Source organism: Trinickia sp., assembly GCF_051953955.1.
In the GTDB taxonomy this organism is placed as follows: domain Bacteria; phylum Pseudomonadota; class Gammaproteobacteria; order Burkholderiales; family Burkholderiaceae; genus Trinickia.
Genome location: NZ_JBQCIF010000096.1, coordinates 44,610 through 70,765, shown reverse-complemented (window position 1 = coordinate 70,765; position 26,156 = coordinate 44,610). Strand labels below are relative to the sequence as shown.

Genomic DNA, 26,156 nt, shown 5'->3' with positions numbered 1-26,156 from the left:
GAAAAGCTCGAGCTCGGGGTGCCGATCTGGTCGGCGCTGGCGGGGTGGCTCTCGGCGCACGCGGATGCGCTGCGCGCCGTGGGTTACGACGCGCAGCGCGTGAGCGTGGCGCAGCGCGATCGGCTGCTCGCCGACACGCGGCACGGCACGCTGCGATGGACGGCGTTCCGGGCGCGCGAGATAGACCGCGCGATCGACTTGCCGGGCTGGCAGGTGGACCGGCCCATCTTCGAATTGCGGGAGTCGATGACCGGCACGTCCGTGGCGCGCAACATCGCCGCGCTGAACGACCGCTTGCGCGGCCATCTGGGCAATGCCGGCGCCCGAGTTTGCTGGCTGACCTGCGCGGCCGACGACATCGGCTACCTGCTCAACAGCCGCGGCTATCACATGCCCAACGCATCCTCGCACCTAGGCTATCTGTTCGTCGTCGGCGAGCAAGTGGCGCTCTATCTGCCCGAGGGCTGCGAGCACTGCCCGGTTTTGCTCGAGGCCTATCCGAAGCTGCAAGTCTTCCGCAACGACTTTGCGGCGCTGGGCCGGTTTCTCGCACTGTTCGACGTCGAACATATCTGCTACGGTGCCGATTCGGTCAATTGTGCGATGCCCGATGCGTTGAGCCGCGTGTGGCCGCATGCGCGCCACTCGAGCTTCAGCCCCGTGGAATCGATGCGTGCGGCGAAGACGCCGCAGGTGCTGACGCAATTGCGCGATGGGTTCGCGCGCAGCAGTGCCGCAATTGCGGAAACGATGCGCTGGGCGAAATACGGCGAGCCGGGGCAGCGGCATACCGAATACGATCTCGCGCGCAAAATCAACGATGCCTACGCCGCGCGCGGCGCGGTGGGGCTTTCGTTCACCACGATCGCCGCCTATGGCGCGAACAGCGCGTTGGCGCACTACGCGGCGGCAAGCAAGGACGTCGTCCTCGAGGACGGTGAATTGTTGCTGCTCGATAGCGGTGCCTATTACGAAGGCGGCTTCGCAACCGACTGCACGCGTGTCGTGCTGCGCAAGAGCACGCCCGGCACACAGCCGCAGCCATGGCAACGCGAGATCTATACGACGGCCCTCAAGGCTTGCATCAAGGGGCTCGTCACGCGGTTTCCGGCGGATCTCACGGGCGAAGAAGTCGACGAGGCGGTGCGCGACGTGTGCCGCGCGCGCGGCTACGACTTCAATCACGGCACGGGCCACGGCATCGGCATTCACGTGCATGAGGGCGGCGTGCGATTCGCGCCCGGTTCGAAGCATGGACTCGTGCCGGGTGCCGCGATTTCCGTCGAGCCTGGCATCTACGTACCGGGCAAGGGCGGCGTGCGCATCGAGAACGTCGTGATCATTCATCCGAGCGTGAGCGAGCAAGGGAAAGTCGAATTCGAGAATATCGTCGTGGTCGGGTACGACTGGGATCTCATCGACGTCGATATGCTCGACGAGCGCGAGCGCGCTTACTTGCGCGAATACGAGCAGCTTTGCGCCGAGCTCGGCAACAGCGTGACGGCTTGCCCGCTGTTGTGATGACGTGCGGCGCACAGCTGCGGCGGGCGCCCCTTGGCGGTGCCGGCCGCACCAAAGCGAGCCGCTTCGCACAAGTGCATGGCAGCGCGGCCCGGCCGAGGTCGGTGATCGTGCGGTGAATGATGTGATGTAAGCGGCCGCGTGGAAAGCGGCCCATGGCATGGCTATTGCGTAACCCGGCGTGCGTCCTCGCACGAACGAGAGCGTCGCGCAGGCAGTCCGTGAGCACTGCGGCGCAGTTATCTTGGGCCCACGCTAAGCGATCGTACCGACGATCGCATCTTGCCATGATCAAACACGAATCTAAGGATGTGCGCCGAGCGCTCGAGAATCATGTCTCAGCCGAAACCATTGGAGAGCTCATCAATCTCGCGGGGCGTCAGCGAATGCTGTCGCAACGCATCGTGCTCCATGTTCTGCTCGCGGCGCAGGGCGATACCGGAGCGAGCCAAGTCGCCAAGGAGTGCCTGGCGATGTTCGCGGCAGCTCATGCGGACCTCGTCGACGGCAGCGATCGTCTGCCCGGTGTGTTCTGCGATGCGCTGAGCCAACTCTATTTCGGCTCGCATCGCGCCGACGAACGAATTCGTCGCTTCATCGGCGATGCCACACATGCGGTCTCGCAGACGTCGGCAAGCGAGCGCGAAGCGCAGGCATTCGCCGACGCGCTCGTCGCGCAGGCGTCGCCATTGCTCCAATTGCTGCAAGAGATCACGCTTGCTTATCAAAACGAAATGCGCAACGTCGAGCACGCGGCGTCCAAGCGCGATGCTCAGCTAGCGGAGCAGCTCGGACGCATATCGATGCAAGCGAACATCGTGGCGATCAATGCCCGCATCTCCGCTGGCCGCGCGGGTCCCTACGGGCGCGAGTTCGCCGTCGTGACGTCGCTGTTGTCCGATATCGTCAAGGAGATGGAGCGAATGGTTCACGGGGTGATGACGTCGCGCGGTGCAAGCCCTCGCGTGCACTGAGCTAACGCGGGATCGGCTCACGCGCGGCACCCTCGAGCGAGGCCAAGAAGCTGCGCGTGAGCGAGGCGACTTCATCGCAGGCTTCGTCGAGCGCGAAGTGCCCCGCGTCGAGCAGATGCACTTGTGCGTCCGGCACGTCGCGCTGGTAAGCATGCGCGCCCTCGACCGCAAACGACGGATCGTGCCTGCCCCACACGACGAGCATCGGCGGCTGGTGTTCCCGCATGTATTGCTGCCATTGCGGATAGCGCTCGACGTTCGTTCGATAGTCGTAAAAGAGTTCCGTCTGAATGTCGATTTGCCCCGGGCTCGACAAGAAGGCGAACTCATCGTGCCAGGCGTCGGGATCGTAACGCTCGGGGTGCGGCGTATGGCCGACGTGACGCAGCCGCGTCGCATCGAACGAAAGCAGATTCGCGCGCAACGCCGCCTCGTGGCGAGCCCGATCGGCCCAGAATGCCTTGCGCGTCGCCCATAGCGGACCGAGCCCCTCCTCGTGTGCGACGGCGTTTTGCACGACGATTCCGCGAATGCGCTCCGGCTGGGCTTGCGCCATCCGAAAGCCTACGGGCCCCCCGTAGTCCTGCACGAACAACGCGAAGCGGCCGAGTTCGAGCCGATCGGCGAACGCCGTCATGACCTGCGCGAGCCGATCGAACGTATAGACGAACTCGTTTGACGGCAAGGCCGTGCTGTGACCGAAGCCGGGGTAGTCGGGCGCGATGAGGCGGTAGCGATCGGCGAGCGGCGGCAGCAGCGTTTCGTACATCCGGGACGACGAAGGAAAGCCGTGCAGCAGCAACAGCACGGGGGCATCTCGCGGACCCGCTTCGCGGTAGAAGATGTCCAATCCGTCGATACCGACGCTCTCATAGCGGATGTTTGCGCGAGTCCAATTCATTGCATTCTCCTGAGCAAATGGATGAGTCAGGTCGTAGTGCGATCTCGATGCATCAGATGAATCAACGCGGCGGCAGCGAACGCCGTCAGTGTGACACCACTCACGCCGAGCCATCCGGCGGAAGCCAGCGTCGGACCGGATAGGGCCGCGCCGGCTGCGCCGCCGATGAAAAACAGGCCGGTGAACAAACCGTTCACGCGCCCGCGTGATTCCGGCGCGAGCAGGTTGATCGCGCGCCGGCCCAGCGTTTGATCCGCGATGACGCCGGCGTCGAGCAAAAAGGCCGCGACGGCTGCAATGACGATTGCGGCGGCGTGCGGAACCGGTGCGGTCAAGGCCCATGCGGCCGTTAACGCGGCGACGATCGCGACGACGTGCGCCGCGTGCTTGGCTGCGCGGGCATGGCCGCGATCGGCGCGGCAACGACGCCACCCGCGCCCGCGAGCGCGAAAACGGCGATTTGCGTCGCGCTGCAATGGAACGGCGCACGCGCGAGCACGACGGCAATGCTGCTCCAAAAGGCGTTGAAGCCGACCATCAGGAGTGCCTGATAAAGGGCGTGCCGGCGCAGCGTATCGACCGAGATCGCGAGATGGCCGAGCGAGGCGATCAGCGAACGATACGAGGGTCGGCCCACCGGCAAGAGCGGGGGAAGGCGCGGCACCGCGCACGCTGCCACGACGGCGAGCAGGGCGGCGTCGGCGAAGAAGAAGCCGCGCCACCCGAGTGCGCGCGTTGCGATGCTGGCTAGCGGGCGCGAAAGCAGAATGCCGAGCATGAGGCCGCTCATGACGTTGCCGACGACGGCGCCGCGCGCTTGCGGCGGCACGAGCGACGCAGCGGCTGGCACGAGCATTTGAATGGCGCTGGCCGTGACGCCGATCGCGAACGACGCAGCCAGGAACACGATCGGTGCCGGCGCGAGCGCGGCCGTGGCGAGACACGCGGCTTGCGCGGCGAGCGTCGCGCCGATGAGCGGGCGATTCGGCAGCCGATCGACGAGCGGAACCAACGCGACGAGGCCCACCGCATAGCCGAACATCGTCAGCGCGGTGACGAGCGTCGTCCACGCGCGCAGGTGCAGCGACGCATCGAGCGCGCCGAGCATGACTTGCGACGCGTACAGCGGCAACACCGTGACGCCGACGAGCGTCGCGAACAGTCCGATGGGAACGCCCTCGCGAGGTGCGGCGGAATCGGGAGCGGGCGGGGAGGAGGCGGTTTGTGAGCAAAGATCCATAGCGAAACCTCGGGTCGATCGATGCCGATCGGTTGGACTGCGTTTTGGCTCGAGTAAGCAGTGAGTCCGATCGATGCTACTCTCCCGATTCGGTAACGTAACTAGCGGAAGAATGGAAACATAATCCACAAAATCGGGAGAATCACGATGCAGTCGTTGCGCGAACTCGAGACTTTCGTGGCGATCGCGGAGGAGGGCAGCCTCACGGGCGCGGCGCGTCGGCTCGGTCGATCGCTGCAGGCCGTGAGCCGGGGATTGCAAACGCTCGAAGGCGAGATGGGCGCCACGCTCGTGCTGCGCACGACGCGCACCTCGCGCCTGAGCGATGCCGGCGAGCGCTTCTATGGCCGCGTGAAGGCGATCCTCGCGGATCTCGAGATCGCGCAGACCGAGCTTGCCGAAGATGCGCGGCGCTTGACGGGGCGGTTACGCGTGAACGTGCCGACGCTGTTCGGCCCGCGCTTCGTCGTGCCGCTCGTCTGCGAATTTTTGAAGCGCCATCCCGAACTGAGCGCTTCCGTGACGCTATCCGACGAATTCAGCGATCCCGCGACGAGCGGTGCGGACGTCACGGTGCGCATCGGCACGACGCCGGACTCGCGCTTGGTTGCACGAAAGCTTGCCGACGTGCGCCGTGTGGCGTTCGCCTCCGCCGGCTATCTCGCGGCGCACGAACATCCGCACCGGCCGGAAGACCTCGCTTCGCATTCCTGCGTCGTTCGCACCGGCGTGCCTAATCCGTATCGCTGGAGCTTCACCGCGCGCACGGGTGTCGAGGTATCGGTTGCGGTGGCGGGGCGGTTCGAAAGCGATCAGGTGGCGGCCGTCAACGCCGCGGTGCTGGGCGGGCTCGGGATCGGGCTAGCGGCGTTCTGGCAGATTCGCGACGCGGTGAACGCGGGCCAAGCGAGCATCGTCTTGCCCGAGTATGAACCGGCACCGCTCCCTTTATTCGCGTTGTGGCCGCGCACGCGCAAGATGCCCGCACGCACGCGCTTGTTGATCGATTTCTTGGCCGCGCGACTCGCGGGCGAGAAGTTGTGAGCGGCTTCCCATCGCACCTTCGCACTTCGTGCACCAGGACGACGCATTCGCATCGATCGGCGTAGAATGCGCGACGTTGCCGCTGCGCACGGCATCGTCAATGTTCAAGGAGCCGCCGCCGATCATGACCGAATCGTCCGCTTCGATTCGACTGCCTGAGCCGCCTTTTCCGGAGCGCGCCTGCGCCGCCGCGGGCATCGATGCGCTCAGCGAGTTCGTGGCGGTGCACGAGCGGTTGTTCGTCTTGACGGGCGCTGGCGTGAGCGTGGCCTCGGGCATTCCCGGCTACCGCGATCTGAACGGCGATTGGATGCGCGCGCAACCGATTCAATGGCAGGCGTTCCGCGATTCCGAGCAGGCGCGGCGCCGGTACTGGGCGCGCAGCATGGTCGGCTGGCCGATGCTGGCCCAGGCGCAGCCCAACGCGGCGCATGGGGCGCTGGCGCGCTTAGGCGCCGCGGGCCGCGTCGGCCGTCTCGTGACGCAAAACGTCGATGGGCTGCATCAACGCGCGGGCAGCGCCGACGTGATCGAACTGCACGGCAGCATCGACGACGTCGTCTGCCTCGATTGCGGTGCCCGCCACGCGCGCGCCGCGATACAAACGCTGCTGTTGCACGATAATCCCGCCCTCGCCGATGCAAGTGCGGCCGTTTCGGCCGATGGCGACGCGCACCTGGAGTGGGACGCGCTCGACGTCTTTCGCGTGCCGGCATGCTCGCACTGCGGCGGCATGCTCAAGCCCGACGTCGTATTCTTCGGCGAGAACGTGCCGCGCGAGCGCGTGGAAGCGGCTGGCCAAGCGCTCGAAGCCGCCGATGCGATGCTCGTCGTCGGTTCGTCGTTGATGGTGTTTTCAGGGTATCGCTTTTGCATGTGGGCAGCGAAGGCTGGCATGCCGATTGCCGCGATCAACATCGGGGTGACGCGTGCCGACACGCTGTTCTCGCTGAAGGTGCAGGCGCCGTGCGGCGAGGCACTGGCCGCGTTGGCCGCGCGCGTCGTACCTTCGGTTTCTTATCGTTGACGGTCGTTCCGTCGCGGTGTGCGCGGCGCGATCCGCCGGCACCCGGCCTCTTGGAGAATTCGACAAATGGGCAAACCTGCCATCGGCGTCGTCGGACTTGCGGTGATGGGCCGCAATCTCGCACTCAATATCGAAAGCCGCGGTTATGCCGTGGCCGTGTACAACCGCAGCCGCGAGAAGACGGACGAACTCGTGGCGGAGTTTCCCGATCGCAAGCTCGTGCCGGCGCATACGCTCGAGCAGTTCGTCGAATCGCTCGAAAAGCCGCGGCGCATTTTGCTGATGGTCAAGGCCGGCGCGCCGACCGACGCGACGATCGCAGCGTTGAAGCCGCTGCTCGATGAGGGCGACGTGCTGATCGACGGTGGCAACACGCATTTCACCGATACGATTCGCCGCAACCAGGAACTGGCCCAGGCTGGACTGCATTTCATCGGCACGGGGGTGTCCGGCGGCGAGGAGGGCGCGCTCAAAGGCCCCGCCATCATGCCGGGCGGCCCGCGCGACGCCTATGACCTCGTCGCTCCGATCTTGACGCAGATCGCCGCCAAAGCGCCGGATGGTGAGCCGTGCGTGGCCTATATCGGCCCCGACGGTGCCGGCCACTTCGTGAAGATGGTGCACAACGGCATCGAATATGGCGACATGCAGCTGATCGCCGAAAGCTATGGGGTGCTCAAACAGGTGGCGGGGCTCACGAACCCCGAGTTGGAGAAGGTCTATACGGAGTGGAACGCGGGTGAGCTCGACAGCTACTTGATCGACATCACGGCCAAGATCTTCGGCAAGCGGGACGAGGAAACCGGAAAGGACCTCGTCGACGTGATCCTCGATCGCGCCGCGCAAAAGGGGACCGGCAAGTGGACGAGCCAGAACGCGCTCGATCTCGGCGTACCGCTGCCGCTCATCACCGAGTCGGTTTTCGCGCGCGTGCTTTCGTCGCTGAAAACCGAGCGCGTCGCAGCAAGCAAACTGCTATCGGGGCCGCCAGCCAAGCCGTTCACGGGCGACCGGGCCGCGTTCGTCGAAGCCGTGCGCCGCGCGCTCTATCTGAGCAAAGTCATCTCTTATGCGCAAGGTTTCGCGCAACTGCGGGCGGCTTCTGAGGAATATCAATGGGGCCTCGATTTCGGCGGGATCGCCAAGATATTCAGGGCGGGCTGCATCATCCGGGCGCGATTCCTCCAGAAGATCACGGACGCCTACACGCACGATCCGCAGCTCGCCAACTTGCTGCTCGACCCGCACTTCCGCTCGATTTCGGAACAGTATCAGGCGTCGCTGCGCGAGATCGTCACCGCGGCGGTCACGGCCGGCGTGCCCGTGCCCGCGTTCGCTTCGGCCATTGCCTATTTCGACGCTTATCGGTCGGAGCGGCTACCGGCAAACCTCGTCCAGGCGCAGCGCGATTTCTTCGGGGCTCATACGTTCGAGCGCATCGATCGCGCGGGCAGTTTCCACGCGACGTGGGGGTAGGCTTTATTCATATGAATGGCCTCGCTGCACGCGACAATGCCGCCATTGGGCGCCCGATTGTGCGCAAAAAACGAGCAATTGATGTCATTTACGAATCTAACGAGGCGAAACAATCGGTGATTGTTGCTCCTATCGAAATTCAATTTCGTCAAATTAGTGGTTTTCCCTAGATGCTAGAGTGAATAGACTGTGATTAATCGCTGCGGCACTTCCGCATGCGGCGAATCACAGTTTCGGAGGTTGATCATGAAATCACTCGTGTACGCAATGGTTGCCGCTTCCGCCTTGTCGATCCCGCTCGCTTCGTTCGCTCAAACGTCTCCGGACAACGGCCCTGTGACGCGCTCGCAGGTGCGTCAAGACCTCATCAACGTCGAGCAGGCGGGCTATCGCCCGGTCGGCCAAGACCCGTATTACCCGGACGACATCCAAGCGGCTGAGCAGCGCGTGAATGCGCAGCAAGGCTACGGCGGCGTCGCCGCCGGTACGTCGCAGTCCGGTGCAGCGGCGGTGCAGGTCGCGCCGGCTCGTCCGGCCAACATGGGCGGCATGCAATCGCAGTCCGACTCGCTGTATCTGGGTCACTGAGGCCGCCTGATGGGAGAAACGGAACGCGACCGGGGCCGCTCGGTCACACGGTAGCGATCGTTTGGCAAGACCCGCTGGCTCGCCGCTCCCGCAAGGGGGCGCGGGCCAGTTTCGTTTTGGCTCCCCGGGTCGTGTACGATGTTCGGCTAGTACGATCGTAAGAACGACAGGCGCCCGATCCGTCGCGCAAGCTGTTTGTCAGGCTAGCCAGCGGCTCGGGATCAAAAGGCAATATCGCATCGATCGAGGGCCGAGGGTGAAGAAGGTACGCATTCCTGCACGACCGCGCCTAGCATGGGCGCACACCGCGCTGGCATTGGCCGGCGCGACGTTTCTCGGAGGCTGCGCGAGCGGCGATTGGTTCGCCCAGTCGCCGTTTTCGTCGCAAGCTCAGCCTTCCCAGCCGGCGCGTGTGCCGGCGGGCTTTTATCGCGTCAATCCCGACGATACGCTGCCCGGCATCGCGGCCGCGTTCGGTCAACGCGTGGACGACGTTGCCGCATGGAACAACATACCGCGCACGGCAATGTTGGTGCCGGGGCAGGTGCTGCGCGTCGCGCCGCAGCCCGGGGTGAATGCGTCGGGGAACGAAGGCCAAGGCATCGTCGTCGTGCGTCCCGCATGGCCTGCTTATGGTCAGGTGACCAGGCTGACCGATGCGGGCAACGTCAAAGGCATCGTCATCGCCGGACGGCCCGACGAAGCCGTCAAAGCATCCGCCGACGGCACGGTCATCTATGTCGGCACCGGCATCGATCAGTACAAGTCGCTCGTCGTCGTCAAACACGGCGGCGACGTCGTGACCGGCTATGCGGTGAACGGCGACGTCCTCGTGAAGGAGGGCGACACGGTCAAGAAGGGGCAGCCCATCGCACAGATGGGCACCGACGCCTCCGGCAGAGGCACGCTCGAATTCGAAATCCGTCATGCGGGCAAGAGCGTCGATCCGCTCGCCTATTTGCCTCGCTGACACACTCGCCTCGTCTGGCATCGTGCGTGCTGCCCCAGGGACGGCGGCCGGCCGATCTACGACACCGACGCGAGCAGGATCGAGAGCCGCTTCACGTGAGTCCGGAACGCTTCGAGCGTGTCGCGCTCGCCCGATACGCTCGGTTGGGGCTGCGTCGCGAGCTCGGCATGCGCTTTCAGTTCGTCGGCGATTCGGCATCGCGTGTCGGGCGGTAGTGCGCGGATGACCGAAAGCGTCAGTAACTCCTGCGCGTGAAGCATGCCGATGACCGTATGGATGTTCGTTTGGGTTGTCATATCGACTCCGATGATCGCCGACTATCGTTCCATAGTAGGCGGTGCCCATCGGCGCGCCAACGTCGGCTGCTTGAAAGGGGCGAGCGCTCCGAGCGTTTCCTTGCAAACGCTGGGTTCGCGTCCGCCCGAAATGGCGTAACCTGACCATTCCCGCGGTAGGTGTCTGGGGGCCCGCGCGTCAGCAAGGCGCATGCCGCTCTTTGCCTGAGGAGGAACTCGATGACAGCCGTCGATCTGGAATTCGACCAGCTCAACAGTACCGTCGATGCGCTCAAGCGCTCCATCTCCAACCGGTTGATGTACGGCGTCGGCAAAGACGCCGTCGCGGCCAGGCCGCAAGACTGGCTCAACGCCGCGGCGCTTGCCGTGCGCGACCGGCTCGTCGCCCGCTGGATGAAAACCACCCGCCAGCAGTACGAGCAAGACGTCAAGCGCGTCTACTACTTGTCGATGGAATTCCTCATCGGCCGCACGTTCACGAATGCGTTGCTCGCGCTCGGCATTTACGACGAAATGAAAGAAGCGCTGGCGAGCCTCGGTGTCGACATGGAAGCCGTCACCAATCTCGAGCCCGACGCCGCGCTCGGCAACGGCGGCCTCGGGCGGCTGGCGGCTTGCTTTCTCGATTCGATGGCAACGCTTGCCATTCCCGGGTTCGGCTACGGCATTCGGTACGACTACGGCATGTTCCGTCAGCAGATTGTTCAGGGCGAGCAGGTCGAAACGCCCGATTATTGGCTGCGAGCCGGCAACCCTTGGGAGTTTCCGCGCCCCGAGGTCGAGTACGTCGTTCACTTCGGCGGACGGACGATCGGGAGGGATGGACACACCGAATGGGTCGACACACAGCACGTCAATGCGATGGCGTTCGATACGGTGATTCCCGGCTTCGGCACGAGCGCGACGAATACGTTGCGGCTCTGGTCCGCGCGCGCGACGGAGGAACTCGATCTGTCGGCTTTCAACCAGGGCGACTATCGCAGAGCCGTGGAGACGAAAGAGCACTCCGAGAACGTGTCCCGCTTGCTCTATCCCGACGACTCGACCCCGGCCGGCCGCGAGCTACGGCTGCGTCAGGAGTACTTCTTCGTGTCCGCGACGATGCAGGATCTCATTCGCCGCTATCAGCGCACGCACAGCACCTTCGGGCGCTTCGCCGAGAAAGTCGCGATCCATCTGAACGATACGCACCCCGTGCTCGCGATTCCCGAGCTCATGCGCCTGCTCGTCGACGTCCATCACGTGCCGTGGGACCGCGCGTGGAAGATGGCGCAGCAGGTGTTTTCCTATACGAACCACACGTTGATGCCCGAGGCGCTCGAAACGTGGGACGTGGATATGCTCGCGCGCTTGTTGCCGCGGCACCTCGAAATCATCTTCGAGATCAATGCGGGTTTCCTGAAGGACGCGAGCGAGCATTTCGGGCATGACATCGACGTCATTCGCCGCGTGTCGCTCGTCGATGAATACGGGCAGCGGCGCGTGCGCATGGCGCACCTGGCGATCGTCGCGAGCCAGAAGGTCAACGGCGTTTCGCAACTCCATTCGCAATTGATGGAACGCGAGTTCTTCAGCGAATTCGCGCGGGTCTTCCCCGAGCGATTCACGAACGTGACGAACGGCATCACGCCGCGGCGCTGGCTCTCGCAGGCGAATCAGCCGCTGTCGAAGCTGATCGACACGCATATCGGCAAGCGTTGGCGCACGGACTTGTTCGAGCTCGCGAAGCTGCGTCCTCTCAAGGACGACCCGAGCTTCACGTCGGAGTTTCGCGCGGCGAAGCGGCGCAACAAGATCCGGCTTGCGCAGCGGCTACTGCACGAGACAGGCTGCACGATCCATCCGGACGCGCTGTTCGATCTGCAGGTCAAGCGAATTCACGAGTACAAGCGGCAATTGCTGAACGTGCTGCACGTGATCGTCCGCTACAACCGCATCCGCGCGCGGCCGAACGACGATTGGGTGCCCCGTGTCGTCATCTTCGCGGGCAAGGCGGCGTCGGCTTACAAGATGGCGAAGACGATCATCAAGCTCATCGGCGACGTCAGCGAAAAGATCAACAACGACCCTGTCGTCGGCGATCGATTGAAAGTCGTGTTCGTGCCGAATTACGGCGTCAGCGTGGCCGAGCTCATGATTCCTGCCGCCGATTTGTCGGAGCAGATTTCGATGGCGGGCACGGAGGCCTCGGGCACTGGGAACATGAAGCTCGCGCTGAACGGCGCATTGACGATCGGAACGATGGATGGGGCCAACATCGAGATTTGCGAAGCGGTGGGGCAAGAGAACATGTTCATCTTCGGGCTCACGGCCGATGGCGTCAGCGAACTGCGCGCCAGCGGCTATCGTCCGCGCGAGATTTACGAGCGCGATCCGGAATTGCGGCTCGCCCTCGAACAAATCCGCACCGGGTATTTCGCCGACGGCGACCCGCATCGCTTTTCCGACATCTTTCATACGCTCGTCGATTGGGGCGACCACTATATGGTGCTGGCCGATTTCGCCGCATTCGCGGCCGCGCAGGATGCCGTCGACGCGCGTTTTCGCGACCCGCGCGCATGGACGGCGAGTGCGATCGAGAACGTGGCGGGGATGGGGCGGTTCTCGTCCGATAGGACCATCGACGAGTACGCGCGGAACATCTGGCGCGTGAAGCCTTTGCTGCTGGATTGAACGAACTCGAACGAGCGAGGTCCCGCCGCTTGCCGGCGGCGGGCGTGCCGGAGCGAGGTTACTGGGCCGCCGTGGTCGTGCTCTTGGCCGTGCCGTGCGTCGACGCCAGCGCGCTTTTCAGTGCTTGCTCGACGCGTTTGACGAAATCGAGATCGGGGCTCGTCAATGCTTCGCGATCGCCACTTTGCGTCGACACCATGAGCCGGTGCATGATGTCCTGCGTCGTCCATGCGAGGAGGCCGACGACGATGAACATCACGCCGAGCGTCAATGCGGCACCCGAGCGCCAAAACGCACCGCCGATCGCGCCGGCCGCGCCGGCCAGCGAAAGGGAGAGCGGCAGCAGTCTATTCTTTTGTATCGTCTCGACGCGTGCGTTCTGGATTTCGCGCAACGAAAAGATCTGGCCGCCCGCGCTCAGCCCGTTGCGCGTGATCATGACGCCACGCTCGTTGAAGGTATTGTCCATCGAGAAACGTTGGAATTGAGGTGATCGATGCGCCAGCCTAGCAGAGAATGGGCCAACGCGTCATCGGGCACGGCGTCGCAGTGCCTTCCCTAGGGGGCAACCGACCACCCGGACGTGAGGCGACGATCGGCAGACGCTGCGATCAGCAGACTTCGTCGGCGTAGACGCGCCCTGGAACGTGCGTGGCCACGAGGCGAGCGATATCGGTATCGGTGTACTCGGCCGGGACGACGCAGCGGTATGAAGGGGCATCCTTATACATGGTCCATTCGACGAGCCGGTAGGTTCGCCCCCATGGCCGCTGCACGGGCATCGACACGCGGCAGCTTTGGACCGGTAGCGCATGCTCGCGCTTGAGCATCGTGCGTAGATGCTTGAACACCGTATCTTCGATCATCGCCGTTTCCAGTTACGGCACCGCACGGGCCGTGCGGCCGCCACGCGTAGGGGAACAAAAAAACGCCGCCGATGCTCCGGCGGCTCAACAGGGGTGGTATGGAACGCATGGTCGCAGCCCAAGATTAAGCCAAACTTAAGAGGGCGAAAAAAGACGAACGCCCGCTTGGCGCGGGCGTGCGGGCGAAAAGCGACGGGCCGACCGAGCTCAGGCCGACAGCAGGGAGCCGCTGCGCTGAGGCGTCGCGCCGGCGATGCGGGCCACTTCCATGCCGGCAGTGGCGAACCGCGTGCGATGGCGCGCGTAGAGGACCCCGGACGTGCCGGCTCGCACCGTTTCGACGCGATCGGTCAGCGGATCGACGATATCGGCGATGTCCTGCCCTTTCTCGATCCAAATCCCGGCCGGCGTGCGGAACACGAGCACGCCGGAAATCGGCGCGATCAACGGCTCCGTCCCCGCCAACGGCGTGGCGGGGAACGCGAGCGGAGGCAGGTGCGCCGGCGTGCCTTCGATGAGCCCGCGCTGCGTCAAATATTCGACGATCGCCTGGGAGTCGTGCTCGGCGTGTGCATACGAAACGTCGGCTTGGCCGCGCAATTCGACCGTCACCGAAATCGAGCCATTCGGAATCGGGAAGCGTTGGCCGAAGCGCGCTCGCAGTTCCGACCAGCAGAAACTGTGGATTTCGTCGAACGGATTGCCGATCGAATTGAGCGCGAGCAGAGAGGCTTTGGCATCGAGATACCGTGCGAGCGGCTCCACGTCGGCCCATAGGTCGGGGTTCGTGTAGACGTGCATCGCGCCTTCGAAATCGCAATGCAGATCGAGCACGATGTCGGCGTCGAAAGACAGCCGCTGCAGCGCAAGCCGCTGCGATTCGAGCTCGGTGCGCGGCACTTGTGCGTCGAGCGCTTCGCGCATGGATGCCCGCACGGTGCGCAGGTTCGCATCGGCATCGTCCGTCAAGCGGCCTTCGATGCTCGGCAGCACGAGGGCGGCGAGATCGTGGAAATTGCGGTTGAAGTTCGTCGCCGTGTTCGTTTCGAAGCGGCCGATCATCTGTCCCAGGACGTGCTGATTGAGTCCAATCGGATTGGCGACCGGCACGACGACGATCTCGGCGCGCAGCTTGCCCGCGGCTTCGAGCGCGGCCAGCTTGCGGCGCAATTCCCAGGCGACGAGCATGCCCGGCAGTTCGTCCGCATGCAGCGACGATTGGACGTAAACTTTTTGCCCGCCCGCGGGGCCGTAATGAAAGCTCGTCAATATGCGCTCGGTGCCGAGCGCCGGAGAAATCAGCGGATGGGTTTTCTTCTGCATAACGGTGATCGAGCGCCGTTCCTGCGCGCCGCGAAACGAGTCGATGGTGTTCGATTGTACGTCGGCGAGTGCGTGCCGTTCGAAGCTTAATGTTCTGTCGGCGACACGAAATATAAAAAAGGCTCCGGTTTGGCGCCGGAGCCTTTGATTTCGAAGCACCGGGCGCTCGAGCCCGGCCGACGATCAGCCCTTCGGGGCGACGTCGAAGTCGAAGTACTTCTTCTCGAGCTTCTTGTAGGTGCCGTCCTTCATCATGCCGTCGATCGCCTTGTCGACGTCCGCCTTCAGATCCGTGTCGTCCTTGCGCAGCCCCATGGCCGCAGCGCCGCTCGGGATCGAATCGCCGACTTGCTGGAATTGCGCGCCGCGCGGTTGCTTCAGGAAGCCGAGGTCGGCTTGCACCTTGTCTTGCAACGCTGCGTCGAGACGGCCCGAGATCAAGTCTTGGTAGACCTGGTCTTGGTTCTGATAGGCGACGACCTTGACGCCGGCCTTTTCCCAGTGCTCTTTCGCATACGTTTCTTGGATCGTGCCTTGCTCGACGCCGACCGACTTGCCCTTCAGCGATTCGGCCGTCGGCAGCAGGCCCGAGCCCTTCTTCGCGACGAGGGCCGTCGGCGTGTCGAACAGCGGCTTCGAGAAGGCGATTTGCTTCTCGCGCTCAGGCGTGATCGTCATCGACGACAGCACGCCGTCGAACTTCTTGGCCTTCAGGCCCGGAATCATGCCATCGAAGTCGTTTTCGACCCAAACGCATTTCGCATGCAGGCGTTTGCAGATCTCGTTCCCGAGGTCGATATCGAAGCCGACGAGCTTGCCGTCGGAAGCTTTCGATTCGAAGGGGGCGTAGCTCGCGTCGACACCGATACGAATCTGCTTCCAGTCTTTCGCTTGCGCCACGCCTGCCGATGCGGCGAGCGTGGCGATGGTCACGGCGGCTAACAATTTTTTCACGTTGACTCCTCGAGTAGTTCGATCGACCCCGAAGCGGTGGTTGTCCGATCGGGGTGCCGCAGCTTGTGGCAGGCGGCCGGTGGTTTTCCTGGCTGCCGTAGGCCGGCAGCGCGGCGCACAGCATACCGCGCCAAAATAAAAGCGCTGCTAGTAAAACACCGGATGGCTTCCAAAAGCAATATCTCGAAAAGCGCGGAATCTACGGCAGGGGCCGAGATATCGAATCGCGCTGTTTGTCAACGTTGCAATCCTCTAGCGCCAATTGTCAATTGAGCGAGCTACATGTTCCCGATCGGAGGGATTATTTCCAATTTGGAAATAAATCGACGCCCTCCAATCGCAATTCGACTCAAATCCCCATGCACAGGTACTTGATGACGACGTATTCGTCGATGCCGTAGTGCGACCCTTCGCGCCCGAGGCCCGATTGCTTGACGCCGCCGAATGGCGCGACCTCGTTCGAAATGAGGCCCGTGTTGATACCGACCATCCCGTATTCGAGCGCTTCGGCCACGCGCCAGACGCGGCCGATGTCGCGGCTGTAGAAGTAGGCTGCGAGGCCGAACTCCGTATCGTTGGCCATGCGTACCACTTCCTCGTCGCTCGAGAACTTGAACAGCGGCGCGACGGGTCCGAACGTCTCTTCCTTCGCGATTTTCATCGAAGACGTGACGTTCGTGAGGATGGTGGGCTCGAAGAAATTGTGGCCGAGTGCATGGCGCTTGCCGCCCGCCACGACGCGCGCCCCCTTCGAGACGGCATCGGCGATGTGCGTTTCGACCTTCAGCAGGGCCGCTTCGTTGATGAGCGGCCCCAGCGTCACGCCGGCTTCGGTGCCGCGGCCCACCTTCAATTGCTCGGCGACGGCAGCCCCGAGCTTTTCGGCGAAGGCATCGTAGACTTTTTCATGGACGTAGATACGGTTTGCGCAAACGCACGTTTGCCCGCTGTTGCGGTATTTCGAGGCGATCGCGCCCGTGACGGCCGCATCGAGGTCGGCGTCGTCGAACACGATGAACGGCGCGTTGCCGCCCAATTCGAGCGAGAGCTTCTTGATCGTCGGCGCGCATTGCGACATCAACAGCCGGCCCACGCCCGTCGACCCGGTGAAAGAAAGCTTGCGCACCAGCGCATTGCCCGTCATCTCGGCACCGATCGCCTTCGGATCGCCCGTTACCACGCTGAAGACGCCGGCGGGCACGCCTGCTCGTTCGGCCAGCGAGGCGAGTGCCAGCGCCGACAGCGGTGTCGCTTCGGCGGGCTTGACGACCATCGGGCAACCGGCCGCCAGGGCCGGGCCGACCTTGCGCGTGATCATCGCGGCCGGGAAGTTCCAGGGCGTGATGGCGGCGCAAACGCCGATCGGCTCCTTGACGACGACGAGCCGCCGGTCGCCCGCCGGGCTCGGGATCGTGTCGCCATAGACGCGCTTGCCTTCTTCCGCGAACCATTCGAGGAACGAAGCTGCGTACTGGATCTCGCCCTTGGCTTCGGCGAGCGGCTTGCCCTGCTCGGCCGTCATGATCGCCGCCAGGTCGTCGGCGTTGGCGAGCATCAGCTCGTACCATTTGCGCAGAACGGCTGCGCGCGCCTTGGCCGTTTGCGCCCGCCAGCCGGCCCAGGCCGCATTCGCCGCCTCGATCGCGCGGCGCGTTTCGGCGGCACCCATCTGCGGTACCTGCGCCAGCACGCGGCCCGTGGCCGGATTGCGCACTTCGAACGTGGAGCCGCCGTCGGCGTCTTGCCAGCTTCCTGCGATGAAGGCTTTCGTTCGCAGCAGCGACGGGTCTTTCAGATCGATCGATTCTAGGTTCTGCATGTCGTGAACTCCAGCGGCATCCGCGACTCGCGACGAGAATGACGAGGCGATGCCCAATTGATTGCCACCGATGACCGTCCGCCCCCGTTCGCCGGCGTGGTGCTATCGCCGCATGCGAACGGGAGGCGGAAACAGCCAGCTTACGCCAACGCGCCGACGCTTTCCTTCAACGCTTCTTCGAGCAGCCCGAGCGCTTCGTCGAACACGGCCGTTTCGATGGTGAGAGGAAACAGGAAGCGGATGACGTTGCCGTAGGTGCCGCAGACGAGCAGCAGCAGGCCGCGCTCGAGCGCGCGCGCTTGCACGCGTTTGACGAACGCGGCATCGGGCGTGCGCGTGCCCGGCTCGAGAAATTCCGCCGCAACCATCGCGCCCGGGCCGCGCACGTCGGCCAGTTGAGGGACGTCGCCGCGCAACGCCTCCAGGCGCGCCCTGATCTGGTCGCCCAACTGAAGCGCTCGCTCGCACAGCCGCTCTTCGTCGATGACGTCGAGCACCGCATGCGCCGAGGCCACGGCCAGCGGGTTGCCGGCGTAGGTGCCACCGAGGCCGCCGGGCGCCGCGGCATCCATGAGATCGGCCCGGCCGACGACGCCCGAGAGCGGCATCCCGCCCGCCAAGCTCTTGGCCATCGTGATCAGATCGGGCGCGACGTCGTAGTGCTCCATCGCAAACAGTTTGCCGGTGCGGGCGAAGCCCGTTTGGACTTCGTCGGCGATGAGGACGATGCCGTGCTCGTCGCAGATCTGGCGCAGCGCGCGCACGAACTCGGGCGGGGCGACGTAAAAGCCGCCTTCGCCTTGCACGGGCTCGAAGATGATCGCGGCGACGCGGGACGGCTCGATATCGGCTTTCAACAGCGTTTCGATGGCGCGCAGCGAATCGGCCGTCGTGATGCCGTGCACGCGATTCGGGAACGGCGCGTGATGGACGTCGGACGGGAACGGACCGAAGCCGGCCTTGTAGGGCGCGACTTTGCCCGTGAGCGCCATCCCCATCAACGTGCGTCCGTGGAAGCCGCCGGCGAAGGCGATCACGCCGGGCCGGCCCGTTGCGGCGCGGGCGATCTTGACCGCGTTTTCAACGGCCTCGGCGCCCGTCGTGAAGAAAGCCGTTTTCTTCGGAAAGGCGCCAGGCGCGCGGGCGTTGATCTTTTCGGCAAGCTCGACGTAGGATGCGTAGGGCACGACTTGGTAGGCCGTATGCGTGAACCGATCCAACTGGTCGCGAATGGCGGCGACGATGCGCGGATGGCGGTGGCCCGTGTTCACGACCGCGATGCCGGCGGCGAAATCGATGAAGCGGCGGCCTTCGACGTCCCATAGTTCCGCGTTTTCGGCACGCGCGGCGTAGAAGTCGCACATCACGCCGACGCCGCGCGGCGTCGCGGCGTTCTTGCGGGTCTGCAGATCGGAATTGTTCACGCTGTTCTCCTTGGCTTGCCGGATCGACGGGGGCAGGGTCGGCGCTCGTTTCGGCCGACGCGGTAGGGCGACTATAGCCAGCTTTGGCTCTTAGCTTCAGAGCCATTTCTGCCGCAGCGATGGAGCCACTTATTGAGTGGCCGTAGGCGATGCCGTGCGCACGGCATCGAGAAAAACGTGCGCAAGGCGCACCGAAAACCGTTCAAAACGGCCTATATTGGGGAAGTCGCCCGCAGGGGCGGACCTTCCTTCACCGATATACGCTCGGGTGGCAAGCGATGACCGCCGTTCTTCCTTCGTTGCCCGAGACCACCTTCGCCGAATACGAAGAGCTCAAAGCGATACTCGATGCGGGCAGCCGCCAGATGATCGTGCGCGTCGCCTGCGAAGTGACGACGCTCGGGCGCGTTTTCCCGATCTATGTCGCCACGCTCGGCTCGCTCGACCCGCAGGCGCCGGCCATCGGCTTTTTCGCGGGCATTCACGGCTTGGAGCGGATCGGCACGCGGCTGCTGCTCGACTACATGCGTTCGCTCGTCGCTCGCCTCGAGTGGGACGAGTTGCTGCAGGAGCAGTTGCGCTCGGTTCGGCTCGTGTTCATGCCGATCGTCAATCCCGGCGGCATGTGGGCCATGCGGCGCTCGAATCCGAACGGTGTCGACCTCATGCGCAATGCCCCGCAAAACGCCGAGGGGCGCGTGCCGTTCTTGGCCGGCGGCCAGCGCCTCGGCCCTTGGCTGCCGTGGTATCGCGGCGCGACGGGGGCGCCGATGGAGCTCGAGGCGGCGACGCTGCTGCGCGTGGTCGAGGACGAGTTGCTCGCGCGCCCGCTGAGCCTTGCGCTCGATTGCCATTCGGGCTACGGCTTTCGCGACAGCATCTGGTTTCCTTACGCGAAGTCGACGAGGCACATCGGCCACTTGCCCGAGATGTTCCTGCTCAAGGCGATGTTCGAACAGGCGCATCCGCACCACGGCTATCTCTTCGAGCCGCAGAGCATGCAATACCTCGCGCACGGCGACCTATGGGACTACGCGTACGACAAGTGCCGCGCCTCGTCGATCTTCCTGCCGCTGACGCTCGAGCTCGGTTCGTGGCTGTGGATCAAGAAGAACCCGCTGCAGATATTGCGGCGCGAAGGGATGTTCAATCCGATCAAGGCCCATCGCACCGAGCGCGTGCTGCGCCGGCACACGAACCTGCTCGACTTCCTCGCGCGCGCCGCCTATGCGTCGCGGCGGTGGCTGCCGAGCGGTGCGAGCCGCGACGTCCTCATGACGCGCGCAGTGGAGTATTGGTATCGGAGGCCGCGGGCATGAGCGCATGGATCTTGCTGCGCGGCTTGACGCGCGAGGCGAGACATTGGGGGCAACTGCCCGAGTGGCTGCGGGCGCGTGGCTTGAGCGGCGACATCCTATGCCCCGATCTGCCCGGCAGCGGGCGCAACGCCGGCGAGCGCGCGCCGGCGAGCATCGCCGAGACGACGCAGTGCTTGCGTGCGCACCTCGCGCGGGATGGGCACGTGCCGCCGTATCGCTTCGTCGCGCTTTCGCTCGGTGCGATGGTGGCCGTCGATTGGGCACAGCGCTTTCCGCTCGAGGTCGAGCGGCTCGTGCTCATCAATACGAGCCTGCGCCGGTGCAGCACCGCATTCGAGCGCTTGCGGCCCGGCGCGTGGCCGTTGGTGGCGCGGGCGGCCGGGTGCTGGCACGCCGGCGCGCGACGCGAGGCCGAGCGCGCGATTCACGCATTGACGTGCCGCCGTGTGGACGAGCGCGAGGCGGACCTCGAGGCCTGGACCGCCATTTACGAAAGCGCGCCGCCGACGCGTGCCAATGCGCTGCGACAGCTCACGGCCGCGGCCCGTTTCGAAGCGGCGCGCTTGGCGCCGCGCTGCCCTGTCCTCGTGCTCGTGTCGCATGCCGACGCGCTCGTGCATCGCGCTTGCTCCGCAAAGCTGGCGGAGCATTGGGGCGTGCCGTTGATCGAGCACCCGTGGGCTGGACACGATCTGCCCCACGACGACCCCGAATGGCTGGCCGATACGATTGCGGCATGGGTGGGGAATGCCTTGGCTGTCGCCACCCAAGCGACGAGCGCATAATCGCGCAACGGCCCGCCGAACCTGAGTTTCACGCGTTTTACGCGTTGACCGTTTGAGCATCGTCACCCGTTTGCGGAGGCACCATGCTATCGAACAATGAAGAAGCCGTCGCTCACCTGCTCACGGACGTCGTCGAGTACGCGCGGGGCCGATGGTCCGAGGCCGCCTTCGGGCCGATCGAATCGTTCCTTCGGTTCTACTACGAGCTCGTCGATGCGCAGGATTTGCAAAGCCGCAGCATCGCCGATCTCTACGGCGCGGCGATGGCCCATTGGCAAACCGCACAGCGATTCGCATCGGGCGCCGCCGCGCTGCGCGTCTACAACCCCGTGCTCGACGAGCACGGCTGGCATTCCGATCACACCGTCATCGAAATCGTCAACGACGACATGCCATTCCTCGTCGATTCGGTGACGATGGAAATCAACCGCTGCGGGCTCACGCTGCATTCGGCGATTCATCCCGTCTATCGCGTCTGGCGCGACGTGCAAGGCTCGATCGCGCGCATCGAGCCGGGTGGCGCGGCGGGCGACGAAGAGGCGTCCGCATCGAGTTCGCATCTCGAGTCGTTCATTCATTTCGAGGTCGATCGCTGCAGCGAGGCGGCCAAATTGGCCGAGCTGCGCGCCAACATCGCGCGCGTGCTCGGCGACGTGCGTGCCGCCGTCGAGGACTGGTCGAAGATGCAGGCCGTCGCCAAGGAGACGATCAAGGCCCTCGCCGCGCGCGAATCGAACGACGATGCGCGCGAGGCCCGCGCATTCCTCGAATGGATGGTGGCCGATCATTTCACGTTCCTGGGCCTGCGCGACTACGTGCTCGTGCCGGACGGCGGCGGCTTCGCGCTGCGGGGCGTGGAAGGCACCGGCACGGGCATCTTGCGCGAGAGCTTGCGCCGCAGCGACGCGCCCGATCTGACGCCGCTGCCGCGTGCGGCGGCGACGATCATCGATGCGCAGTCGCCGATCTTTCTGACGAAGGCCAACTCGCGCGCGACCGTGCATCGGCCCGGCTATCTCGACTACGTGGGCGTCAAGCTCGTCGGCGCCGACGGCAAGCTCATCGGCGAGCGCCGCATTTTAGGTTTGTATACGTCGACGGCTTATACCGGGTCCATCAACGACATTCCGATCGTGCGGCGCAAGTGCGCGAATCTCATGCGGCGCGCGGGGTTTCTCGCGAAAGGGCATCTGCACAAATCGCTCGTCACCGTTCTCGAGCAGTATCCGCGCGACGAGCTCTTCCAAGCGAACGAAGACGAGCTCTTCGAGATCGCGCTCGGCATCTTGCGTTTGCAGGAGCACCAGCGCACGCGGATGTTCGTGCGGCGCGACCGCTTCGAGCGTTTCGTTTCGTGCCTCGTCTTCGTCGCGCGGGAAAAGTACAACACGGATCTTCGCCGCCGCATCGCGAAGCTGCTGGCCGATGCGTTCAACGGCACGAGCGTGGAGTTCACGCCGCTGCTTTCGGAATCGCCGCTCGCGCGCATTCATATCGTCGTGCGAACGAATACGGGCGTGCTGCCCGAAGTCGATACGCGCGAGCTCGAAACGCGGCTCGTTCAAGCGACGCGCCGGTGGCAGGACGATCTTGCCGACGCGCTGCTCGAGCGCTTCGGCGAAGAGGACGGCAATCGTCTGCTGCAGCGCTATGGCGATTCGTTTCCGGCCGGCTATCGCGAAGACTATGCTGCGCGTACGGCCGTGCGCGACATCGACCTCGTCGAAGCGGCGCAGCACAGCGGGACGCTCTCGATGAACTTGTACCGGCCGATCGAGGCAGGGCCGCGCGCCTGCCGATTCAAGGTCTATCGCGCCGGGCAATCGATCGCGCTGTCGCGTAGCTTGCCGATGCTCGAGCATCTGGGCGTGCGCGTCGACGAAGAGCGGCCCTACCTGCTCGAGCCAGCCGGGGCGATGCCGGCCTGGGTGCACGACTTCGGACTGGAATTGACCGACGATGTCGAGTTCGACATCGAGCGCGTCAAAACCTTGTTCGAGGAGGCGTTCGCATGCGTGTGGTCGGGCGAGGTCGAGAACGACGACTTCAATCGGCTCGTGCTGCGTGCGCGGCTGGCCGTTCGCGAGGTATCGATCCTGCGCGCCTATGCGAAGTACCTGCGGCAGGTCGGCTCGACGTTCAGCGATGCCTATGTCGAACGCGCGGTGACGGGCAATCCTGCGCTCGCGCGGGGGCTCGTCGATTTGTTCCTGGCGCGCTTCGATCCCGCGCTCGAGCCTGCGCGCGCCACGCGCACCCAGGCCTTGCTGCAGGGCATCGAAGCCGCGCTCGATCAAGTGCCGAACCTCGACGAAGACCGCATCTTGCGGCAGTTCCTCGGCTCGATCAACGCGACGATACGGACGAACTACTTCCGCCGCGATGGAGAGGGCAAGCCGCTGCCGTACCTCTCGTTCAAGCTCGATCCGTCGCGCGTACCCGGGCTGCCGGAGCCGAAGCCGATGTTCGAGATCTGGGTCTATTCGCCGCGCGTCGAGGGCGTGCATCTGCGCGGCGGTCGCGTGGCGCGCGGGGGCTTGCGCTGGTCGGATCGCCGGGAAGATTTCCGCACCGAGGTGCTGGGGCTCATGAAGGCGCAGATGGTCAAGAACACGGTCATCGTGCCGGTCGGATCCAAGGGCGGCTTCGTCGTCAAGAATCCGCCCGCGGGTGGCGATAGAGAAGCGGTCATGAGCGAAGGCATCGCTTGCTATCAGACGTTCCTGCGCGGCTTGCTCGACGTGACCGACAACCGCCAAGGCGGCGCGATCGTGGCGCCGCCCGACGTCGTGCGTCACGACACCGACGATCCATACCTCGTAGTGGCGGCCGACAAGGGCACGGCCACGTTCTCGGACTACGCGAATGCCATTGCGCGCGAGTATGGCTTTTGGCTCGACGACGCGTTCGCCTCGGGCGGCTCGGTCGGCTACGACCACAAGAAAATGGGCATCACGGCGCGCGGTGCCTGGGAGTCGGTCAAGCGTCATTTCCGTCAGATGGGCGTCGATACGCAGACGACCGATTTCACCGTGGTCGGCATCGGCGACATGTCGGGCGACGTCTTCGGCAACGGTATGCTGCTCTCCCGTCATATCCGGCTCGTAGCCGCGTTCGACCATCGCCACATCTTTCTCGACCCCGATCCCGATCCGGAAGCGACGTTTGCCGAGCGCGAACGGCTGTTCGCGCTCGAGCGCTCGAGCTGGGCCGACTACGATCAGACCAAGATCTCGGCCGGCGGCGGCGTTTTTCCGCGCACCGCGAAGGCGATCCCGATCTCGTCCGCCGTGCAGACGGTGCTCGGCATCACGGCGACGGCACTGGCGCCGAACGAACTGATTCGCGCGATTTTGCTCGCACCTGTCGATCTGCTCTACAACGGCGGCATCGGGACCTACGTGAAAGCCACGCGCGAAACGCACGCGCAGGCCGGCGATCGCGCGAACGACGGCGTACGCGTGAACGGCGCGCAATTGCGCGCGAAGGTGGTCGCCGAAGGCGGCAACCTGGGGCTCACGCAATTGGGCCGCATCGAATATGCGCAAAAGGGCGGGCGCATCAACACCGATGCGATCGACAACTCGGCCGGCGTCGATTGCTCCGACCACGAAGTCAACATCAAGATTTTGCTCGGACTCGTCGTGGCCGACGGCGAAATGACGGAGAAACAGCGCAATGCATTGCTCGCGGAGATGACGGACGAGGTCGGGCTGCTCGTGCTGCGCGACAACTATCAGCAGACGCAGGCGTTGGCCATCGGCGGACGCTATGCGAGCGAACTGTTCGAAGCCGAAGTGCGTCTCATGCGCTCGCTCGAGCGCATCGGCCGCTTGAACCGGGCGATCGAGTTTTTGCCGAACGACGAGGAAATTGCCGAACGGCAGGCGGGCAAGGCCGGCTTGACGTCGCCCGAGCGCGCCGTGCTTTTGGCCTACAGCAAGATGTGGCTCTACGACGAGCTGCTCGATTCCGCCTTGCCGGAAGACGCGCTCGTGGCGGACATGTTGCGTGCCTACTTCCCCACGCCGTTGCGCACGCGCTTCGCCGATGCGGCGGCACGACATCCGCTCAAGCGCGAGATCCTCGCGACGCACGTGGCCAACGCGCTCGTCAATCGCGTCGGCTGTGCGTTCGTGCATCGGCTGCAAGAGGAGACGGATGCCAAAGCCAGCGACATCGTGCGTGCCTGCATGATGGCGCGCGACGTCTTCGATATCGACGATGTCTGGCTGCGCATCGATGCGCTCGACAATCGCGTGGCCGACGACGTGCAGGCCCGCATGTTCGTCGACGTTGCCCGGTTGATGGAACGCGCGGCGCTCTGGTTCCTGCGACAATTGCAAACCGAACAGGGCGCGCGCGACGGTTCCGGCGCGCGCGCCCTGATCGAGCGCTGCCGCGAAGCGGCGGCGCGGCTCGCGCCGCGTCTGCCGGCGCTGCTGCCGAGTGCCGAGCTCGAGGCGCTCGACGAACGGCGAGGCGTTCTCGAGCAGGCCGGCGTGGGCTCGGAGTTGGCAGGCCGCGTCGCGAGCGGCGAAATCTCGGTGGCGGTGCTCGATGTCGCCGAAGTGGCCGCGAACGCCGCGCAGCCGCTCGAACTCGTGGCGGGCGTGTATTTCGCGCTAGGCACCATGCTCGACTATGGTTTCATCGCCGAGCGGGCCAGTGCGTTGCCGACGCATACGCATTGGGACATGCTCGCTCGGGCAGCGGCGCTGGCCGAGCTCGCGCGGCTCAAGCGCGCGCTGACGGTCAGCGCGCTCGCCCGCGCACCCGAGCGCGCGACGGCCGAGACGATCGCGGCGGCTTGGCGCGAGCAGCGCGCGCCGCAACTCGCGCGTTTTGCGCAGTTGGTGGCCGAGCAGCGCGCCTCGGGCGGTGCGAGCTTGTCGATGTTACTCGTGCTCGTGCGCGAAATGGCCGTATTGGAAAGGAGTTGATTCCGTCAATGAA

The 26,156-nt window shown here is 64.7% G+C and carries 22 protein-coding genes; 12 read left to right on the top strand and 10 right to left on the bottom strand.

All coding sequences use genetic code 11. From position 1 onward, the window contains the following. Positions 1 to 1,521 (top strand): M24 family metallopeptidase (locus tag ACTHNZ_RS18960; RefSeq protein ID WP_440544098.1); only part of this gene is annotated, 1,521 nt, incomplete at its 5' end. A gap of 287 nt (positions 1,522 to 1,808) precedes the next feature. Next, the gene (locus ACTHNZ_RS18955; RefSeq protein WP_440544097.1) at positions 1,809 to 2,495 is read left to right on the top strand and encodes a type IV pili methyl-accepting chemotaxis transducer N-terminal domain-containing protein; all 687 of its coding nucleotides are present in this window, start codon (positions 1,809 to 1,811) and stop codon (positions 2,493 to 2,495) included. A 1-nt stretch (position 2,496) separates the two neighbouring features. Here the strand turns inward: ACTHNZ_RS18955 and ACTHNZ_RS18950 are convergent, their stop codons facing one another. Genes ACTHNZ_RS18950 through ACTHNZ_RS18940 form a run of 3 tightly spaced genes read right to left on the bottom strand, consistent with a single transcriptional unit; the run spans position 2,497 to position 4,636 of the window. After that, positions 2,497 to 3,396, bottom strand: a complete 900-nt coding sequence (locus ACTHNZ_RS18950) for an alpha/beta fold hydrolase (protein ID WP_440544096.1) — start codon at positions 3,394 to 3,396, stop codon at positions 2,497 to 2,499. A 26-nt stretch (positions 3,397 to 3,422) separates the two neighbouring features. Then, complete coding sequence (locus ACTHNZ_RS18945; protein WP_440544095.1) at positions 3,423 to 3,731, bottom strand: hypothetical protein; 309 nt, start codon at positions 3,729 to 3,731, stop codon at positions 3,423 to 3,425. A gap of 14 nt (positions 3,732 to 3,745) precedes the next feature. Next, positions 3,746 to 4,636 carry an MFS transporter gene (locus ACTHNZ_RS18940; protein ID WP_440544094.1) on the bottom strand — a complete coding sequence of 297 codons (891 nt, stop codon included), beginning with the start codon at positions 4,634 to 4,636 and terminating at the stop codon, positions 3,746 to 3,748. Positions 4,637 to 4,783: 147 nt separating this feature from the next. Here ACTHNZ_RS18940 and ACTHNZ_RS18935 point away from each other — a divergent pair, with 147 nt between their 5' ends. The 6 genes from ACTHNZ_RS18935 (at position 4,784) to ACTHNZ_RS18910 (ending at position 9,741) form a co-directional block, all read left to right on the top strand. After that, complete coding sequence (locus ACTHNZ_RS18935) at positions 4,784 to 5,680, top strand: LysR family transcriptional regulator (protein ID WP_440544093.1); 897 nt, start codon at positions 4,784 to 4,786, stop codon at positions 5,678 to 5,680. Between the two features lie 124 nt (positions 5,681 to 5,804). Then, positions 5,805 to 6,707 (top strand): NAD-dependent protein deacetylase, encoded by a 903-nt coding sequence (locus ACTHNZ_RS18930; RefSeq protein WP_440544092.1) that lies wholly within the window; start codon positions 5,805 to 5,807, stop codon positions 6,705 to 6,707. Between the two features lie 66 nt (positions 6,708 to 6,773). Further along, positions 6,774 to 8,183 carry an NADP-dependent phosphogluconate dehydrogenase gene (gndA, locus tag ACTHNZ_RS18925; protein WP_440544091.1) on the top strand — a complete coding sequence of 470 codons (1,410 nt, stop codon included), beginning with the start codon at positions 6,774 to 6,776 and terminating at the stop codon, positions 8,181 to 8,183. 11 nt (positions 8,184 to 8,194) lie between these two features. Continuing rightward, on the top strand, positions 8,195 to 8,353 hold the full coding sequence (locus ACTHNZ_RS18920) for a hypothetical protein (RefSeq protein WP_440544090.1): 159 nt from the start codon (positions 8,195 to 8,197) through the stop codon (positions 8,351 to 8,353). Positions 8,354 to 8,429: 76 nt separating this feature from the next. Next, on the top strand, positions 8,430 to 8,771 hold the full coding sequence (locus ACTHNZ_RS18915; protein ID WP_440544089.1) for a DUF4148 domain-containing protein: 342 nt from the start codon (positions 8,430 to 8,432) through the stop codon (positions 8,769 to 8,771). Positions 8,772 to 9,027: 256 nt separating this feature from the next. Further along, complete coding sequence (locus ACTHNZ_RS18910; protein ID WP_440544088.1) at positions 9,028 to 9,741, top strand: peptidoglycan DD-metalloendopeptidase family protein; 714 nt, start codon at positions 9,028 to 9,030, stop codon at positions 9,739 to 9,741. A 56-nt stretch (positions 9,742 to 9,797) separates the two neighbouring features. Here the strand turns inward: ACTHNZ_RS18910 and ACTHNZ_RS18905 are convergent, their stop codons facing one another. Next, entirely contained in the window at positions 9,798 to 10,037 is a 240-nt protein-coding gene (locus ACTHNZ_RS18905; RefSeq protein WP_440544087.1) for a hypothetical protein, read from the bottom strand. Positions 10,038 to 10,256: 219 nt separating this feature from the next. On the opposite strand from ACTHNZ_RS18905, the gene ACTHNZ_RS18900 reads away from it, so the two are divergent. Next, the gene (locus ACTHNZ_RS18900) at positions 10,257 to 12,710 is read left to right on the top strand and encodes a glycogen/starch/alpha-glucan phosphorylase (RefSeq protein WP_440544086.1); all 2,454 of its coding nucleotides are present in this window, start codon (positions 10,257 to 10,259) and stop codon (positions 12,708 to 12,710) included. A gap of 58 nt (positions 12,711 to 12,768) precedes the next feature. On the opposite strand, the gene ACTHNZ_RS18895 is transcribed toward ACTHNZ_RS18900, so the two are convergent. The 6 genes from ACTHNZ_RS18895 to gabT form a co-directional block, all read right to left on the bottom strand. Continuing rightward, positions 12,769 to 13,179 carry a DUF6232 family protein gene (locus tag ACTHNZ_RS18895; protein WP_440544084.1) on the bottom strand — a complete coding sequence of 137 codons (411 nt, stop codon included), beginning with the start codon at positions 13,177 to 13,179 and terminating at the stop codon, positions 12,769 to 12,771. Positions 13,180 to 13,321: 142 nt separating this feature from the next. After that, positions 13,322 to 13,576 carry a DUF2866 domain-containing protein gene (locus ACTHNZ_RS18890; protein ID WP_440544083.1) on the bottom strand — a complete coding sequence of 85 codons (255 nt, stop codon included), beginning with the start codon at positions 13,574 to 13,576 and terminating at the stop codon, positions 13,322 to 13,324. Between the two features lie 207 nt (positions 13,577 to 13,783). Beyond that, entirely contained in the window at positions 13,784 to 14,899 is a 1,116-nt protein-coding gene (locus ACTHNZ_RS18885; protein ID WP_440544082.1) for a succinylglutamate desuccinylase/aspartoacylase family protein, read from the bottom strand. A 183-nt stretch (positions 14,900 to 15,082) separates the two neighbouring features. Then, positions 15,083 to 15,853 carry an ABC transporter substrate-binding protein gene (locus tag ACTHNZ_RS18880; protein ID WP_440544081.1) on the bottom strand — a complete coding sequence of 257 codons (771 nt, stop codon included), beginning with the start codon at positions 15,851 to 15,853 and terminating at the stop codon, positions 15,083 to 15,085. Between the two features lie 349 nt (positions 15,854 to 16,202). Beyond that, positions 16,203 to 17,672 carry an NADP-dependent succinate-semialdehyde dehydrogenase gene (gabD, locus tag ACTHNZ_RS18875; protein ID WP_440544080.1) on the bottom strand — a complete coding sequence of 490 codons (1,470 nt, stop codon included), beginning with the start codon at positions 17,670 to 17,672 and terminating at the stop codon, positions 16,203 to 16,205. A 140-nt stretch (positions 17,673 to 17,812) separates the two neighbouring features. After that, entirely contained in the window at positions 17,813 to 19,096 is a 1,284-nt protein-coding gene (gene gabT, locus ACTHNZ_RS18870; RefSeq protein ID WP_440544079.1) for a 4-aminobutyrate--2-oxoglutarate transaminase, read from the bottom strand. Positions 19,097 to 19,374: 278 nt separating this feature from the next. On the opposite strand from gabT, the gene ACTHNZ_RS18865 reads away from it, so the two are divergent. From ACTHNZ_RS18865 to ACTHNZ_RS18855, 3 genes are all read left to right on the top strand, one after another. After that, entirely contained in the window at positions 19,375 to 20,415 is a 1,041-nt protein-coding gene (locus ACTHNZ_RS18865) for a M14 family zinc carboxypeptidase (RefSeq protein WP_440544078.1), read from the top strand. Further along, positions 20,412 to 21,200 carry an alpha/beta fold hydrolase gene (locus tag ACTHNZ_RS18860; protein WP_440544077.1) on the top strand — a complete coding sequence of 263 codons (789 nt, stop codon included), beginning with the start codon at positions 20,412 to 20,414 and terminating at the stop codon, positions 21,198 to 21,200. The genes ACTHNZ_RS18865 and ACTHNZ_RS18860 overlap by 4 nt, the downstream gene beginning before the upstream one ends. A gap of 83 nt (positions 21,201 to 21,283) precedes the next feature. Further along, a complete protein-coding gene (locus ACTHNZ_RS18855; RefSeq protein WP_440544076.1) occupies positions 21,284 to 26,143 on the top strand; it encodes an NAD-glutamate dehydrogenase in 4,860 nt (1,619 codons plus the stop codon). Positions 26,144 to 26,156: the final 13 nt, after the last annotated feature.

What these genes read in the sequence shown, in the direction of transcription:
- ACTHNZ_RS18890 (WP_440544083.1), bottom strand. Translation starts at nt 13,576, where the DNA reads ATGATCGAAGATACGGTGTTCAAGCATCTACGCACGATGCTCAAGCGC.
- ACTHNZ_RS18915 (WP_440544089.1), top strand. Translation starts at nt 8,430, where the DNA reads ATGAAATCACTCGTGTACGCAATGGTTGCCGCTTCCGCCTTGTCGATC.
- ACTHNZ_RS18860 (WP_440544077.1), top strand. Translation starts at nt 20,412, where the DNA reads ATGAGCGCATGGATCTTGCTGCGCGGCTTGACGCGCGAGGCGAGACAT.
- ACTHNZ_RS18920 (WP_440544090.1), top strand. Translation starts at nt 8,195, where the DNA reads ATGAATGGCCTCGCTGCACGCGACAATGCCGCCATTGGGCGCCCGATT.
- ACTHNZ_RS18885 (WP_440544082.1), bottom strand. Translation starts at nt 14,899, where the DNA reads ATGCAGAAGAAAACCCATCCGCTGATTTCTCCGGCGCTCGGCACCGAG.
- ACTHNZ_RS18855 (WP_440544076.1), top strand. Translation starts at nt 21,284, where the DNA reads ATGCTATCGAACAATGAAGAAGCCGTCGCTCACCTGCTCACGGACGTC.
- gabD (WP_440544080.1), bottom strand. Translation starts at nt 17,672, where the DNA reads ATGCAGAACCTAGAATCGATCGATCTGAAAGACCCGTCGCTGCTGCGA.
- ACTHNZ_RS18865 (WP_440544078.1), top strand. Translation starts at nt 19,375, where the DNA reads ATGACCGCCGTTCTTCCTTCGTTGCCCGAGACCACCTTCGCCGAATAC.
- ACTHNZ_RS18935 (WP_440544093.1), top strand. Translation starts at nt 4,784, where the DNA reads ATGCAGTCGTTGCGCGAACTCGAGACTTTCGTGGCGATCGCGGAGGAG.
- ACTHNZ_RS18900 (WP_440544086.1), top strand. Translation starts at nt 10,257, where the DNA reads ATGACAGCCGTCGATCTGGAATTCGACCAGCTCAACAGTACCGTCGAT.
- ACTHNZ_RS18905 (WP_440544087.1), bottom strand. Translation starts at nt 10,037, where the DNA reads ATGACAACCCAAACGAACATCCATACGGTCATCGGCATGCTTCACGCG.
- ACTHNZ_RS18895 (WP_440544084.1), bottom strand. Translation starts at nt 13,179, where the DNA reads ATGGACAATACCTTCAACGAGCGTGGCGTCATGATCACGCGCAACGGG.
- ACTHNZ_RS18955 (WP_440544097.1), top strand. Translation starts at nt 1,809, where the DNA reads ATGATCAAACACGAATCTAAGGATGTGCGCCGAGCGCTCGAGAATCAT.
- ACTHNZ_RS18950 (WP_440544096.1), bottom strand. Translation starts at nt 3,396, where the DNA reads ATGAATTGGACTCGCGCAAACATCCGCTATGAGAGCGTCGGTATCGAC.
- ACTHNZ_RS18940 (WP_440544094.1), bottom strand. Translation starts at nt 4,636, where the DNA reads ATGGATCTTTGCTCACAAACCGCCTCCTCCCCGCCCGCTCCCGATTCC.
- gndA (WP_440544091.1), top strand. Translation starts at nt 6,774, where the DNA reads ATGGGCAAACCTGCCATCGGCGTCGTCGGACTTGCGGTGATGGGCCGC.
- ACTHNZ_RS18930 (WP_440544092.1), top strand. Translation starts at nt 5,805, where the DNA reads ATGACCGAATCGTCCGCTTCGATTCGACTGCCTGAGCCGCCTTTTCCG.